Here is a 15,723-nt window from a genome sequence, read left to right as displayed (position 1 = left end):
GCCAACACAATTAGCCATAAAAGAGGTAATGAGACGTGAGAGTCAAATGAGTGCTATATCGCCCTGAACTCCGTTCTTATAACACATTCCAGGGAAATGATGTCCGTTAAAGTGCATCCCGCTATCAAGAAAACTTTTACAAGTTTATAACCCGAACATGACAGTATTAAATGACTGCAATCAACCTACACAAAAAGGCTTGCACGCTCTTGGTGTAATCCTGCTAGTCGCCGCATCCTTAATCTGGGGTACAACCTTTCCACTCATTAAAAATGCGATCGGTAGCCTTTCACCATCTGCAATACTCGCAAGCCGCTTTGTTGTAGCTGCAGTGGTGTTAGCTCCTTACTTGCGCTGCTTGAATGCTAAATTAATCCGCGACGGATGTCTCTTAGGACTGGTGCTCTTTGCTTCTTTTGCGACCCAAACAATGGCGCTTCAGACAATCCATGCAAATCGGGCGGCATTCATTAGTAGCCTGACCGTCGTTATTGTCCCCCTTTTGGGTTTGCTGATCGGTCAGCGCGTACTGCTGAAAACTCTGTTAGCAGCTGGAGTTGCCATCACTGGTATTGGAGTCATGTCATGGGAAAGCGGACAGCTAAGTGTGGGTGATTTCTTGTTGTTTGGTAACGCTTTCATCTACGCCGTGTACATTTTGATTCTTGAAAAAACTACACAACGCCACCCAACCCTTTCACTCACCGCCGTTCAAGTCTGGGTTATAGCGGTGCTTGGAATGCTTTGGGCAACACCTGAACTGGTTCGAGAAATCCACGCAATTGGTACGAACATCAATGCAGTTCTTTACCTGGGTCTGGTTGCTACTGCTGCTACTGTCCTGATAGAGACAATGAGCCAGCGCTGGGTTTCCGCTCAAGAAGCAGCGCTATTTTATACACTCGATCCAGTGTTTTCAGCAGTTATCTCGTTTTTACTGCTTGGTGAGACACTTGGAGTTCGTGGTTTGATTGGAGCAACGTTAGTCTTAGCAGCAATGGTATTAAGCCAAGGTGGAAAGGATACACAGGACAACACAGAGATCGAGACGCTGTGCCTTCCCTTTGAATCCTCTGACGACTCTCACCTGTCACCGCTTACAATTTCATTGCATCCGGAAACACGTCAGTTAGTTGAATTAGGGAAAGATTGATAATTCTTTTAATGACGATTTGAAAAATATATGTCAAATAAAACACTCTTGCGATCGCAGTAAGCAGTGCATTGGGGGGTTCCCCCCATTGAAGCATTTGTCTTTGACTTCAAAAGTTTGTGGTTGATTGACTTTTTTGGTTGATTGCTTTGTCCTGGTGTTACATACTCGATTTCGAGATTGATGGTATTTTGTTTTTGCACAAACTCCTTTATCCCAATTGCGGTACAAGCCATGACACTCAATTTATATTTCCTGCGACATGGAGAAACGACTTTCAGTCAAAGTGGTAATTTCTGCGGTGAAACTGATGCGGAGTTGACCTCTGAAGGGATACAGATGGCAGAGAGTTTTGCCGAGGTTTATCAAAAATTGAAGTGGGAAGCTGTTTATGTTAGCCCAATGAAGCGCACAATTGCAACTGCCAAGCCATTTTGTGATGCTATCGGTATGGATATGCAGTTGCGTGACGGGCTTAGAGAAGGTAGTTACGGCGAATGGGAAACTAAGAGTAAATCCTTTGCTCAGGAGAATTACGCAGAAAATTATGTAAAATGGTTGACAGAACCCGCTTGGAATGCACCCAAAGGCGGGGAAACTGCGGTGGATATTGCTAACCGTTCTATGCCTGTCATTGCTGAAATTCAAGAAAAACATCCCCAAGGGAATGTTTTAGTCGTTTCCCATAAAGCCACGATTCGGATTATGCTTTGCAGTTTACTGGGAATTGATTTGGGGCGCTATCGCTATCGGGTGAATATTTTGGTCGCGTCAGTCAGTATGGTGAAATTAGACGTTCACGGTCCTTTGTTAGAAATATTAGGCGATCGCCATCACATACCCGATCGTATTCGCTCTCGTCCGGGAACATAATAGTCCCTACTAGTACAGCACGGCGTAAATAAGGCAACCATTAATAGGAAGGAAGAAGCTTATATTCAAAGCTTTTAAGCCTTCTGCCCTCTGCCTCCGGACTTCTGCCTTCGTGTACTAGCAGTTTGTCAAAAAATTATTGACACGATTTCCCAGGCATAACTTGTATTAAATAAATATTATTATGCATCGCACTCTCGCCTAAAAACCAGATTGTGGGACGAGCGTCCTTGCTCGTCCCAAATTAATAGCGAGCTTTTCAGTTCGCACTACAAAAAATTTTGGGCTATCTTTGTATTTGGAAGTTCAGATGGATGTGGGATTAGTATATCGGTGCCAAGGTATCCACTCTACCAAGTACTGACATATCTTCCTCATCTAATGCCACTGGTGTCCCACTGCGAATCAGTTCGGCAAAATCCTCATTAGGAACCATAATAGTCAACGTATACAATCGACTCGAACCTGTATTTTTAATCAAATGAGTACCTGTAGGTGGAACTAATAAACTATCTCCTGCTTTAATGGGAACAGTTTTGCCATCGCATATGGCTACACCTTCCCCTTTCAGAACAAAAAACATTTCTACTGCCATTTGATGGCGGTTTGGTGGTGTTTTGCCACCAACGTCAAAAATTTCTACACAACAAGTCAAAGAAGTATTGGCACTAGCTGGATCGAACACGATCGCCAACCGATTTGAGTCGTTCGGAGCGATCCGATAGGCTTGGTAATCTTTCGGAGACTTGACGACAGGAATAACACAACGAGTAGCACGCATTTATTTATCCTCCGTGGTTATTGAGGTTACTTAGTGCTGTGAAAATAGCTTGGGAATCCGTCACAAAGCCAAAGCACTGATTGACGTTGTAAAGTGTCGCCAGCCAACAGTAATCAGGAGAAGTTGTGGCGGTACAATCTTTGATTAACAGGCAGTCATAACCCAAGAAATTGGCATCACACAGGGTTACCATGACACACTGATCGGCATTAACGCCTGCAAATAATAGGGTATTTCTACCTAAATTCTTTAAGATACTATCTAAGGGTGTATCCCAAAAAGCACTCATGCGGTATTTATCGACTCGAATGTCTTGAGGGAATTGTTCCAATTCATCCACCACCGCCGCCGCCCAACTACCAGCCATCAGAACTTGAGCGCCATTACTCGGTAAGCGATCGCCCAAGCCTACACCTTCCCCTGTAGGATTGTAAACGTGAAGTACATTGGCACTAATATTAAGTAAATCGGGACGATTACCCCAATTCACCCAGATAACGGGAACGCCTTTTTCCCGAAGTGCGGGCAATAAGGCTTGCAACGGTTCAATCGGTTTGCGTGCTGGGGTAACATCTACACCGATATGCGCCAGCCAACCATCAGGGTGACAAAAATCGTTTTGCATATCAACAACGAGAATGGCAGTTTTTGCCAAGTCAAGGCGCAGAGTTTTAGTTTCTGTTGGTAAGATAACGGGTTGTGGGGGTTGGGGCGGACGAGTAATATCTGCAAACGTCTGGCTGACTGCCCATGCGTTTGGTGCAATTCCTAAATTCCGAAGAGGTACATTCATAACATTGTTACACCCGAAACCATTGCTTATTTTTTAACGTGAAAATCCTCCGAAGGTTCTATTACTTAATCAAGGTTAAATATGGTGAACTTTACTATCCAGAATGTTTTGATTGCCACTGATGATGATTATGTCACCGTAGACGTGCAAGTTATAGATGGAACTATAGCTAAGGTAGCACCTCATTTAGAAGTTGTTGGTACAGTCATTAACGGTGAGAATAAATTACTACTGCCGGGATTTGTCAATGCTCACACTCACTCCTCAGAAATGTGGCAACGAGGGGCAATTCCACCTCTACCATTAGAATTATGGTTGGCAGAACTTTATGATTTTGCACCTCTTGATACAGAAAAAGTTTACTTAAGTGCTCTAGGTACGGCAGTAGAAACTCTACTATCGGGTGGTACGAGTGTAGTGGATCATCTCGTATTGATTCCAGGACAAGAGTTAGAAACAATTGCAACTGCTGTTCGGGCTTATCAAGAAATTGGCATCCGCGCCTTTGTTGCACCCCTCATTCAAGATGAATCCCTGACGGCTGGTATGCCATCTGGGGAAATTGAGCAAGCACACGAACCCTACTTTCGCTCAACCACAGCAACATTAGAACTCATAGAAGAAGCTGTCAGACAGTTTCACCGTCCGGATGAGGGGATGAATATTCTAGTTGCTCCCACAGGGATACAATTATGTTCCGATGCTTTGTTTGAGGGGTGTAGTGAGTTAAGCGATCGCTACAATCTTTGCCGTCACTCCCACTTACTGGAAACCAAAGCACAAGAAAAACTAGCCCAAGAAAAATACGGTTGTACTGCTGTCGAACATTTAAAGCGCATTGGTTACCTAGACCATCGTACCTCATTAGCCCATTGCGTTCACCTCACAGACAATGACATTGCCATCCTTGCCCAAACAAAATCCACAGTAGTACACAATCCTTTAAGCAATCTGCGATTGGGCAGTGGCATCGCCCCCATTTTAAAATATCGCCAAGCAGGGGTAAATGTCACTTTTGGTTGCGATGGGGCTTCTAGCAACGACTCCCAAGATTTACTAGAAGCTATCAAAATAGGTTCTATATTACATAACGTTACAGATCTAGATTACCAGCACTGGATTACCTCACGCCAATCAGTAGAAATGGCATCCCTAGGTGGTGCAAAAGGATTGAACGTAGCAGATACACTGGGTTCAATTTCTGTAGGGAAGAAAGCCGATTTGGTATTGTACGATCTCACGAGCTTATCCCTATTACCACGTACAGATCCCATTGGCTTACTAGTTCTCGGTCGTCCTACCAATGTTGTTAATAGCGCGTGGGTAAATGGCAAGCAGATTGTTGCTGATGGACAAGTAACCACTATTAACGTTAATGAGTTACGACAGGAGTTGTTTAACCACAGTCAATGGCATGCAAATCGCAAATCTCAAACGGTTGCCCAAATTGAAGCACATTATCGGGCTGTCATGGGATTATAAGATGGGGACTGGCGATTGGGAACCAGGAAAGAGACATCTTCATACTTAGTTGTGGGATTTTCCTATAAATAACCGACCTGTAAAAATACTGAGTTTCAGAAACTCAGTATTTTCTCACGAACAGAGTTGTAAATAATCGTTAACTTTTAGAGTATTTAAAGCTCAATCGAACATTTTAGTCTTGACCATCAAATTTTACCCAACCATAATGGAATAAGTTTTGGTATCCTTATGTCCAAACTGTATCAGGATAAATGACTAGTACATTGATAAGGGAGGTAAAAGAGGTAGTAAAAGTACCTAGTATCTACGTAAAGCAGAAATTAAGACGATCTGTAAACTCCTCGGCGTTTTAAAGGATACTGTTGGCGCATGGTAGAGCAGACCTGACCTCGTTCCCAGACAGAGCCTGGGAATGCCTTCCGAGAGGCTCCGCCTCCAGTACTTCCTAACGTAGATTCTATATATTCATAAGTTAAAAATTTTACAAGTATTTAAACTTTGTATTCTTTTCGCTCCAGTATACTGAAAACGGCATATAACCGTTTTTTGTCAGAAGAGTGTCATAGCAGTTGTAGGGGCGCAAAGCCTTGCGCCCTTGCAATTGTTAACAGTATGGAAAGTTAGTTTCTAAACCGTTTTTAGTATCAATAGATGCAGCTAGTTTTAGATTTGGCAAACTGATTGACATCTTAGAAAGCTATATGGGTGCATAAGTTGGAATTACAGCCAAATCATGATTTTACACCTGTTGCTAATGCGATTGAGGAAAACTAGATTTCCGGTTCTCTCCCCTTTCCAAGGGAAAGGTTAGGGTGGGGTAGAACCTCAATATAAAACATAAATTCTTCAGTTATTTCAAACTTGTGTGTCTACCAGAGTTATTAATTATCTTAATTTAAAGAAAAAATATGAGTTCTGTACAATTTTTAAATCAAGGGATTGCATTAGCTAAAACTAAACTGCAAGAAAAAGCTCAAGAACAGGGGTGGAGAGACTTACTGACAAAAGCATTTGACAATTTCACTTCTTTGCCTCAAGTTGAAAATTTAACTCAACCTTGGAGTGTGGGAGATTTTAGCAATCTTCCTCATATTGAAATTGTCAGTTCAGAGATTTTGGGAAACGCGAATGCAGCTTATGCAGCTAGTTTAAATACAATTTATATTTCACAAGATTACCTCAATAAATCTGAAACAGAAGATATTGCATCTGTTGTCTTAGAAGAAATCGGACATTTTTTGGATAACCATTTAAATTTTAATCTGGATAGTGCGGGAGATGAAGGAGCGATTTTCTCAGCCTTAATTCAAGGCAAAGTTTTAGATGACTATTTACTGCAACAGTTACGAACAGAAGACGATCGCATTTTCATTCACGTGAATGGGCAAGTTATAGCAGCAGAAGCAGAGACTAGCCCAGAAAGCAACTTATCCCTTTTAAGCCAGTCTATAAAGCCTTTACTTGATAATATTAAACAGGCAGTTGCAGGACAAAATTTAACAAATCTGCCAATATTAGGGGATGTTCCTCTTGGTAATTATGTCAACGACTTCATCACAGATACAGTTGAAAAAAGAATATTAGATGAACTCGATAAAATTACTAACAAAACCACAGCGTCCGTGCAGCAAGCTTTATTTGATGCGTTAAAGCCTGAAAGCCAAGGCGGTTTGGGTTTGCTGTTAGACATAGATAACAATAACTTAATCGATCTCAATGATATAAAAACTCCTACTGATGCTACTAGCATTGGGTTTCAATTCAAAATTGGCAAAAGCTTTACTCCCGATCTTTCCTTATCAAAAAGTTTAGGTTTGCCTAATTTAGGCATTAACTTAACAGGAGGTATTACTCCCAGTTTAGCATTTGGTTTAAATGTCGGCTTTGGAGTTGATAATACCACTGGTGCTGATGCTTTTTTCTTTGACACAGCTACTGCAGATGAATTCCAAGTCGAACTGAATGCAAATCTCAAAGATAAAACGGCTCAACCCTTAAATTTAGCTGGTTCGCTGGGCTTTCTACAAATTAGCGCTACTGACAACGGTAGCAACCTCAATAGTAAATTTGCTGTTGACTTGACAAATACCACAAGTCAGCGTGTTAAATTCTCCAATCTTAACAATATCAGCCTTGGTTCTCCTAACTTTACTGCAAACGCTAATCTAAAGTTACAGCTTGATACTGGCTTGGATAAAAATGGTAACTTACCATCAATTAGTGCTGACTTTAATGTCAATAACTGGAGTTTAGGAGCAGCTATTCCCAGTGTTGAATTTAAAAATGTGGCTCTCGACTTGGGTTCTTTTGCCAACAACTTTGTGGGACCAACTCTCAAAGATATCCAAAGAATTACACGCCCCATTGACTCCATCCTCAGTCCTCTTGTTGAACCACTCCCTGTTATTGATTACTCCTTGCTTGGTATTGCTCAACAATTTGCACCGAGTTTGATACAACCCGGTACTGAAGATTTTATCAGACAAATTACTAAGACTCTCAAGCAATTTAATGGTCTTGCAGGTGATGCTACAAACGGAATTAAAATCTATCTTGGTGATTTCAACGCCAATCCTAATAACCCAAACCCATCACCGGACGTAGTACAAAAAGTCGGAGCAAAGTCCATTTTACCTCTTGGAGAAGAACCATCCAATAGCTACGTTGATTCCCTGAAAAAGCTAGAAGAAGAAGATGGAATTAAATTCCCGCTTTTAACCGATCCAACTAAAGCTTTTAATTTGCTACTGGGTCAAAATGTGACTCTTTTTGAGTACAATCCACCTGGATTAAAGTTTGAAACGGGGACTTTAGGTTCGGGAATTATTCCTCCGATTCCTGTTTTTGGACCAGTTGTCATTCAGATTTATGCAAAAGCTGGCGCAAGTGCTCAATTTGGATTTGGTTATGATGCACAAGGATTGATTGATTTTACCAAAAATAACTTTCAAAATCCTGTTGACCTAACTAATGGCTTCTTCCTGAGTAAACCCGAAAATAAAGGTTATTTCACTATATTTGGGGAAATCGGTGCGGCTGCAGCCGTGAATCTCGCTGTTGTTGAACTTGAGGTAGGCGGAGGGCTGAGAGCTACTGTTGAATTGGGGAAAAATTCTCCTTCTAAAGTCCGGGGAAGCGAACTCTATGAAGATCCTCTATGTTTGTTAGCACCGAGTGGAAATTTAGCTTTAATCATCTTTGGATCTGTCACTCTTGACTTGGGCTTTTTTAGCTTTACCAAACGTCTGGACTTAGCCAATATTAACCTCATTGATTTTAATACGGGTTGCGATCCAAATGATAAGCACTTTAACGTTGAAGACCCGGAACCCGATCCAGAAACTGAAGAGTTTTTGAAAGCACAAGGGGTGATCGATCGCAAGGGTACAAATAATGGCGAGACTATTACAGTTCAATATCTTTCTGGTAATAAAAAGGATGGAAATGAATCTGTATTGTTGCTAGGACTTGATTTTCCAGAAGGGAAGCCTCCCGGAAAACAATACGACTTTCTCAAAGCGATCGTCATTGATGGGCGTTCTGGAGATGACACTATTACCCTGACTGATGGGGTTGATGTCTCCGCTCAACTCAATGGTGGTGAGGGGAATGATATTGTTATTGGCGGAGCAGGGAGTGATTTCTTAACAGGGGGAGCAGGTAGCGATCGCTTGGATGGTAAAGGAGGAAATAACACCACTAGCTATACAGATGCACCCAAGGGAGTCATAGTTAACTTAGCTGCAAACATAGCCGTAAAAGACGGTTACGGTACGATTGACTTCCTGCAAAATATTCAAAATGTTGAAGGCTCGCAATTCAGAGATATCATTACGGGTAGTTCCGAGAAAAATTTCATTGATGCGGGCGAGGGTAACGACGACATCTTTGCGGGTGAAGGCGATGACGTTCTCCTTGGCGGTGCGGGACGAGATATTCTAGATGGCGGTACGGGGGTTGATACAACAACATATTTAACTTCTCCTGGTGCAGTTTTTGTGAACCTCCGCACGGGTAAAGCTTTTGGTGGCGAAGCGGAAGGCGATAAGTTAAATTCAGTCGAAAACGTCCACGCTACCGTTTTTGATGATGTCGTCATTGGTAATAATTCTGACAATGCTTTAGGTGGTTATGAAGGCGATGACAAGTTAGAAGGTGGTGGAGGTGGAGATTTATTAGATGGTGGTGGTGGTAATGATACTGCTATTTACCGCAATTCTAACAGTGCTGTGGACGTCAGTCTCAAAAATGCTCAAGGTTCGGGAGGAGATGCTGAAGGAGATAAATTAGTCAGAGCCAAGATTCTAGATAAAGATAAAAAACCTGTTGAAACAGAATATAACTCCATAGAAAATCTCATCGGTTCCAACTATAACGACACTCTTGAAGGCGATATCGGAGACAACAAACTTGAAGGGTTAGCAGGTGACGATCTCCTCAAAGGCGAGAACGGTAATGATACTCTCATTGGTGGTGCAGGTGCGGATAATTTTGATGGCGGTTCGGGTATTGATTGGGCTGATTACAGCGAATCACCTGGAGGAGTGAATGTCTATCTTCAAGGCGTTGGTTCTGGTAGCCACGCTCAAGGGGATACTTTTGTTAACTTTTTACCTGGAATATCCACTGTTGAGAATTTACGCGGTTCGGATTTTGGCGATACTCTCATTGCAGATAATGGAGTTAACGTCATTGACCCTGGTTTAAGTAGCGGCGGTACAGATAACGTTGATGGTGGTGGATCGACAGATACCCTCATTGTTGATTATTCCATTCGAGATATTGGTGCGGGAATGACGGGAGGTTATACCGTTGGTTCTGCACTATCTGGAAGTTTCTTGCGACAACGCAATTCTGGTGGTTCGATTTTAGATGCTGTTAATTTCACCAACATCGAACGTTTAGTCGTCAAAGGAACCATGAAAGATGACTCCATTATCGGTGGTTCTGGCAATGATATTTTAATTTCTGGTGATGGTAACGACACGATTTATGGCGGTCGTGGTGGTAACTTAATTCTTGCGGGTGATGGGAATGATATTGTTGTTGACCAAAACGATGTCAATCTGGAATTTAAGACTATCCCCGATAACAAATTTGGTATTTTCATTGATGGCGGACGTGGAATTGATACTCTATCCATTGACCTTTCAGGTAAGGTTGTAAAGACGAGTAGCAAGACACTGCAATATAATATCTCTCTGATTGGAACCAATCCCTTAGTTGAAAATCCCACACAAGCACTGAGTCTGAGTGATGGAACTGCAATTCGTAACTTTGAAATTTTCAAAGATATTAAAACGGCGGGTGGAAATGACATCCTCATCCAATTGGGAAGAGTTAATAATAATTTTAGTACCGCCCAAGGAAACGATATCGTCAATGCGGGTTTGGGAATAGATGTTGTCGATGGCGGTCAAGACCCAGCACCTGTTGTTATTGCGTCAGTACCATCAATAAATGAAGACTTATCAGTTAATGTTCAACAAGTCGGAAATACGAATAGTGAAGGGAATAACTCGGTAGTCGTTCCTCAAGAAGTTATCAATCAAATTGAAGATGACTTGTTAATTATAGACTACTCAGTTGAAGATATTGGCACGGGAATAGTGGCAGGAATTCCCAATTTCAATGCTAAAAATGGCGGGAGATACTACCGCAACACTAGTAATGGTGATAGTCTTCTCGATGAAACTAAGTTTACTAACTTTGAACGCTTCAACATTACTGGAACTAGTAAAAATGACCAAATCTTTGGTGCGGATTTAAATGATTTTCTAGTTGGTAATGCTGGCGATGATTTAGTAGTTGGTAATGGCGGTCAAGACCAAATCCAAGCGGGAGAAGGACAAGATTTTGTTGTAGGTGGTAGTGGTGATGATACTGCTACTGGTGGCGATGGTGATGACATCATAGTTGATGGTTGGACATTCAATACATCTCAAGTCAATACTGCTGTGGCGATTCCAGGGATTGCGATCGCAGATGGTGGTAATGATACCTTTGATGGTGGGACTGGTAATGATGCTATCAATGGTGGAACTGGAAACGACCAACTCAGTGGCGGAAACGATAACGATCTCCTCGTTGGTGGTGAAGGTAACGATACTCTCAGAGGGGACAGTGGCAATGATATCTTAATAGGAATTAATTTGGGCATCAGTGTTTACTCAAGTGTTAATTCAGAAATTGATACTTTAAGTGGTGGTAGCGGTGCGGATGAATTTTGGTTGGGAGAGGAAACACTAGTCTACTATGACGATGACAACCGCTCTACTGTAGGAGCAAATACTTACGCTTTAATTACCGATTTTAATTCTACAGAGGGAGATATTCTCCAATTACAAGGAGTGAAAGAAGATTATTTCACTCAACTTGTCAATAATTCCATCGAAATTTATCGAAAAGATAGTCCAACAGCCCCATCGGGAGACTTGATTGGAATTCTCCAAGGCGTCACTACTTTCGATTTAGGTGCTAGTTATGTACGATATGTCAACAACACCCAGCCAGCAAACACACTGAGCCTTTTACAAAAATTTAATTATCCCCAAAATTCAAATCTAACATCTCAAGCAAACATCACTAACCAGGTACAACCTTTATCGCCTGGAGTACCTCCATTAGGTAGCCTTCCAGTACAAAGCCTTAAAGCAGATGTTCAACCATTATCGGCTTCAGACGCAACAGCAAACTTTATCATTACTCAAGATGGAGATGGCGAGAAATTACTCAGTAAATTACTAGGAAATACCAACGGGCTGAGTAACTTTAAGGTAAAACTCAAAGGCGATAGCCGTGCTTTTGGAACTTTCCAAAACGATCCCTTTGGTTTAGGTGAAGGAATAGTTCTCAGTACTGGTAAAGTTGTCGATTTACCGGGTAAAAATACTGCTGATGGTGGTCTTTCGCCCGGTACTAATGTTTCGTTACAGTTTGAGAAACTTGACGGTGTTACAGGTGACCCCAGCAACGCAGCAACTGCTGTTTACCGTGCAGATTTAACTAATTTGGGATTTGACCTCAAATCTTTAACAATTGGTGATGGTGGCGTCATTGGTGGTAGCAACGGTCGATTTACTGGCTTCGATCTAGACGGAATTAAAATCAGCAATACCAAAATTACCAACGCTGCTGATATTCAAAGTTTACCCAGCCTAAATGTCTTTGACTTTAGCCCCATAGGAACTATCTTTACACCAGGAAATCAACGTCCACCGAGCGATCCTGAAAATCCAGATTTATTTGGGACTATCAATGGTACAGTTAACAATGGTATTGCAAATTTAGGAAGTTTTGATGCGGTATCTACTACTGGTAGTAGCGCCAATGGTTTTGTTAGTTTAGGGAATTTAGGGAAAGCTGGTTTTAACTTAAAACAGTCGTTAGCTTCAGGACAACCACTTTATCTTTATATTGGTGAAGTTGGTGATAATGGTGAAGTTGCAGGCGGTAATATTACTGTTTCCAATCGCGAAGTCAACAGCTTAAACGACCTCAGCCAAGATTTTGGTTTACCAGGTGTAGCAGATGATGCTATTTCAATGGAAATCGAATTTGATGCTGATGCTAGTACACAATATGTCTTCTTCCAATTTGCGTTTGGTTCGGAAGAGTTGGCTGAATACGCAGGTAAGTTCAACGACGCCTTTAGTTTAGAACTCAATGGTTTTAACATGGCGCGGTTGAGTGATGGAGATACCGTCACTATTAATAATTTAGCCAAAAATGCCTATCCCTCTTCATATCATCCCGACTTAATCTACAATCCAGTTGACACTGGTCCTGCTAGCGATCGCATTAAGTTAGATGGCTACACTAAGCCTTTAACTTTTGTTGGAGTTGTTGAACCCAATTCCCGGAATAAAGTCGCTATTAATGTTAAAGATAACCGGGATGGTTTATTAGATTCTGCTGTCTTTCTCAAAGCCGGAACTTTCGGTATTACTTCACCTCAGCCTCTTGATGGAAGCAGACCCGGAGTCAGTATTAAGCCAGAAGATGGTAAAGATACAGTTACAATTACCGAAGGTGGCGAGACGGGTAGTATCAACATAGTGCTAAATACTATCCCCAGTCAGCCTGTCACGATAACTATAGAACCCGGTTCTCAAGTAGATTTAGGTAATGGACTAGGTAAACCCGTAACAATTACCTTTACTCCTACCGATGCTTACATTCCCCACACAATCACAATTTCAACACCAGATGATGGTATCAAAGAAGGTACGCAAACGGAGACAATAAAATTCACCTCTAGCAGTGCTGACCCCAATTACAATGGTGTTGTCATTCCTCCCCTCAACATACAAGTTAACGATCCAACAAGTGGAGGTGGGATATCAGGCGGTCAATCGAGTGTCAGTGCTACTGCAAATGATTTGTTGTTCGTATCGGGAAGTGGTTCGCAAGTTGAATTGGAATTTGCCCTTGAGAAAAATAACGGTAAATTTATTAATGAAGTGGGTGTATTTGTCGTTGATAATGATAAAGGTGAAGTTAACGGTATTGCACCCGGTCAACCTGGCTATTTGCAAGCAGCAATGTCACGTTCTCAAGTCCTTCTTTCTGCACTTGCAAATAATCCCACTCCCGATCTACAAGGAATTCGCAAGCTGAATTTTAATTCTGGTTCTTACCTCAGCTTTTATTTGGTTCAAAATGCTAGCACTGATGAGGTTAAAGCAAATTTAGCAGCTTCTCAACCAACTCCTAATGTATTTTTCTCCTCGAACTTTGCAAACATTGATAACTTCGATCACTTACAAATTGATAGTTTGAATGATGGTGTATTATCTGTTAAGTGGGAAGACCAACTAAGTGGAGGCGATCGAGATTTTGATGATTTGGTTTTGAATGTTAAAACTAGCAATAGTCCTTTGACGATTGGGACTAAATTACAAGCAGAACGCGAACTTATTGACTTACGGGGGATTACTGGAGCGATCGCAACTCAGTTTACCATCAACAGTGAAGCTGCTTACAAAAACTCTGTTGGTTTTTATACTATTGACGATGAAACCGGACGGATTGGAAATCTCAAACCAGGAGACCCAGGTTATGTAGAAGCCGCATTCCAACGTACCATTATTAACTTAAATGGGGATACAACAAACGTCTCCGGACAGTTCAACGGCGATACACTGATTGCACCGTACATTATCGCTAATGGTAATATCGAGCAACTTCGCTCTCAAAATCCAAATAACGTGTTAAGTACTGGTCCAGTTGCATACTTTGCCTTTACAGAAGTCAACACCGATCGAGTAGACCATATTCGCCTGCTTGGGGATAATAAATTCGGTTTCGAGGATATCCATAACGGAGGCGATCGCGACTATAACGATATGGTCGTACAATTGAATTTTACAAGCACCGCAGGTCTAGAGAATTTAACGCAACCTTTGGGGTAAATTCTCAATCTCAGGCGACTCTTGTCTCTACTCTAGTAGTAGAGACTAAAGACATTATTCTCTTGATAAGTTTTTGCCAATCATTAATTGATGTAGGTTTGGCAAAGTGCTGAATCTCCATCCTATCCAACTCAGCAATTTCATTAGGACTAGCAGAACTAATTGTGGCGATGACTGGTATATCTTTGAGATGAGATTGTTTCTCGATCCAAGTTATTAATTCAATCCCGTTAATATCTGGCAGAATGAGATCTGCTAGCACTATGAGATGTGGTACGGGACAACAATCGCGATGACTGTATAACCCGATTTCTGATAAGTAAGTTAAAGCACTCAATCCATTTTCTACAAATTGTAACGAAATAGGTAAACGGGCTTTGGTTATAATACGCTGGATTAGCCGCAGTTCAGGTAAATGGTTTTCTACCAGCAAAATAGTAAATGGTTTTAAGTTAGCCATATTTTTTCTTTAATAATTAGAGAGTATCAAAGGGATTTTTAGGTAGACGCAGTACCTGTTCTAGCAAACATAAATCTGTTAATTAGAACTTTGTTGTTTAGTGTAGGGATCAATTATGAAGAAGGTGTGGAGAGGATTGCATCCGTAGATACACTCAATCTACGCACGTAGATTAAAGAATCTCTGCTGGCAATTCCGTAAATTTGCGGTTGAACATTCAAAGCTGTATGACTATCTCGTTTGGACTTGACCAAAAGAATGGAATGCAAGCCCCGTCCTTCTAGGACGGCTTTTCTTGATTTCTAATGTATTGCGTTAGTATTTCAATTGGCGCACCTCCAACGGATACAGCAAAATAACTGGGACTCCATAAAGCTGCGCGTGTTGCCGGGGGGATACTCCCCCCGGCAAACTCGCGCAGCTTTATGGGGCTTTATGTATCCAGCTTGTCCATAACGACGACTAGAAACACCTTTTAAGGCATTAACAATTTGAGAAATAGACAATTTAGGCGGATATTCGATAAGTGCATGAACATGATTGTCTTCACCGTTGAACTCAATCACTTCAAAATCCATCTTCTTGGCTACTTCATTAAACGAGTTTTTAATCAATTCAAGACTTTCGGACGTGAAGACAGACATACGATATTTGGTAACACAGACCAAATGAATCTTAAGGTCTGTAACACTATGTCTTTCACGGCGAAACTGGCTTGTCATGTTTTGTAGATCAAAGTATAATTGTCTTACAGACCAATTATAA

At 41.5% G+C, this 15,723-nt stretch carries 8 protein-coding genes and 1 pseudogene; 4 read left to right on the top strand and 5 right to left on the bottom strand.

Annotated features, from left to right (window positions below):
* Positions 1-157: 157 nt before the first annotated feature.
* Complete coding sequence (locus AB0756_RS26265; protein WP_082051599.1) at positions 158-1,153, top strand: DMT family transporter; 996 nt, start codon at positions 158-160, stop codon at positions 1,151-1,153.
* Positions 1,154-1,161: 8 nt separating this feature from the next.
* Here AB0756_RS26265 and AB0756_RS26260 read toward each other — a convergent pair whose 3' ends face one another.
* A complete protein-coding gene (locus AB0756_RS26260; protein WP_137986113.1) occupies positions 1,162-1,356 on the bottom strand; it encodes a hypothetical protein in 195 nt (64 codons plus the stop codon).
* Between the two features lie 31 nt (positions 1,357-1,387).
* Here AB0756_RS26260 and AB0756_RS26255 point away from each other — a divergent pair, with 31 nt between their 5' ends.
* On the top strand, positions 1,388-2,026 hold the full coding sequence (locus AB0756_RS26255; protein WP_038076283.1) for a histidine phosphatase family protein: 639 nt from the start codon (positions 1,388-1,390) through the stop codon (positions 2,024-2,026).
* 322 nt (positions 2,027-2,348) lie between these two features.
* Here the strand turns inward: AB0756_RS26255 and AB0756_RS26250 are convergent, their stop codons facing one another.
* Positions 2,349-2,807: a cupin domain-containing protein gene (locus AB0756_RS26250; protein ID WP_038076284.1), complete on the bottom strand. Its 459-nt coding sequence runs from the start codon at positions 2,805-2,807 to the stop codon at positions 2,349-2,351.
* Positions 2,808-2,811: 4 nt separating this feature from the next.
* Positions 2,812-3,600: a cysteine hydrolase family protein gene (locus AB0756_RS26245; protein ID WP_038076285.1), complete on the bottom strand. Its 789-nt coding sequence runs from the start codon at positions 3,598-3,600 to the stop codon at positions 2,812-2,814.
* An 84-nt stretch (positions 3,601-3,684) separates the two neighbouring features.
* On the opposite strand from AB0756_RS26245, the gene AB0756_RS26240 reads away from it, so the two are divergent.
* Together AB0756_RS26240 and AB0756_RS26235 are read left to right on the top strand one after the other, a co-directional pair.
* Positions 3,685-5,082, top strand: a complete 1,398-nt coding sequence (locus AB0756_RS26240; RefSeq protein WP_038076293.1) for an amidohydrolase — start codon at positions 3,685-3,687, stop codon at positions 5,080-5,082.
* 911 nt (positions 5,083-5,993) lie between these two features.
* Positions 5,994-14,498: a choice-of-anchor L domain-containing protein gene (locus AB0756_RS26235; RefSeq protein WP_038076286.1), complete on the top strand. Its 8,505-nt coding sequence runs from the start codon at positions 5,994-5,996 to the stop codon at positions 14,496-14,498.
* A gap of 10 nt (positions 14,499-14,508) precedes the next feature.
* On the opposite strand, the gene AB0756_RS26230 is transcribed toward AB0756_RS26235, so the two are convergent.
* Together AB0756_RS26230 and tnpA are read right to left on the bottom strand one after the other, a co-directional pair.
* Complete coding sequence (locus AB0756_RS26230) at positions 14,509-14,958, bottom strand: response regulator (protein WP_038076287.1); 450 nt, start codon at positions 14,956-14,958, stop codon at positions 14,509-14,511.
* 280 nt (positions 14,959-15,238) lie between these two features.
* Positions 15,239-15,680 (bottom strand): annotated as a pseudogene (gene tnpA, locus AB0756_RS26225) (IS200/IS605 family transposase).
* Between the last annotated feature and the right edge of the window lie 43 nt (positions 15,681-15,723).

Origin of the sequence: Tolypothrix campylonemoides VB511288_2 (assembly GCF_045999855.1) — a bacterium.
Taxonomy (GTDB): Bacteria; Cyanobacteriota; Cyanobacteriia; order Cyanobacteriales; family Nostocaceae; genus Scytonema; species Scytonema bouteillei_A.
Note: the sequence above shows the minus strand (reverse complement) of the source record. Positions and strands in the feature narration are given on the sequence as shown.

Bases quoted from the DNA above. Each gene is read 5' to 3' on its own strand.
- AB0756_RS26265 (WP_082051599.1), top strand. From the start codon at position 158: ATGACAGTATTAAATGACTGCAATCAACCTACACAAAAAGGCTTGCAC.
- AB0756_RS26255 (WP_038076283.1), top strand. From the start codon at position 1,388: ATGACACTCAATTTATATTTCCTGCGACATGGAGAAACGACTTTCAGT.
- AB0756_RS26250 (WP_038076284.1), bottom strand. From the start codon at position 2,807: ATGCGTGCTACTCGTTGTGTTATTCCTGTCGTCAAGTCTCCGAAAGAT.
- AB0756_RS26245 (WP_038076285.1), bottom strand. From the start codon at position 3,600: ATGAATGTACCTCTTCGGAATTTAGGAATTGCACCAAACGCATGGGCA.
- AB0756_RS26235 (WP_038076286.1), top strand. From the start codon at position 5,994: ATGAGTTCTGTACAATTTTTAAATCAAGGGATTGCATTAGCTAAAACT.
- AB0756_RS26230 (WP_038076287.1), bottom strand. From the start codon at position 14,958: ATGGCTAACTTAAAACCATTTACTATTTTGCTGGTAGAAAACCATTTA.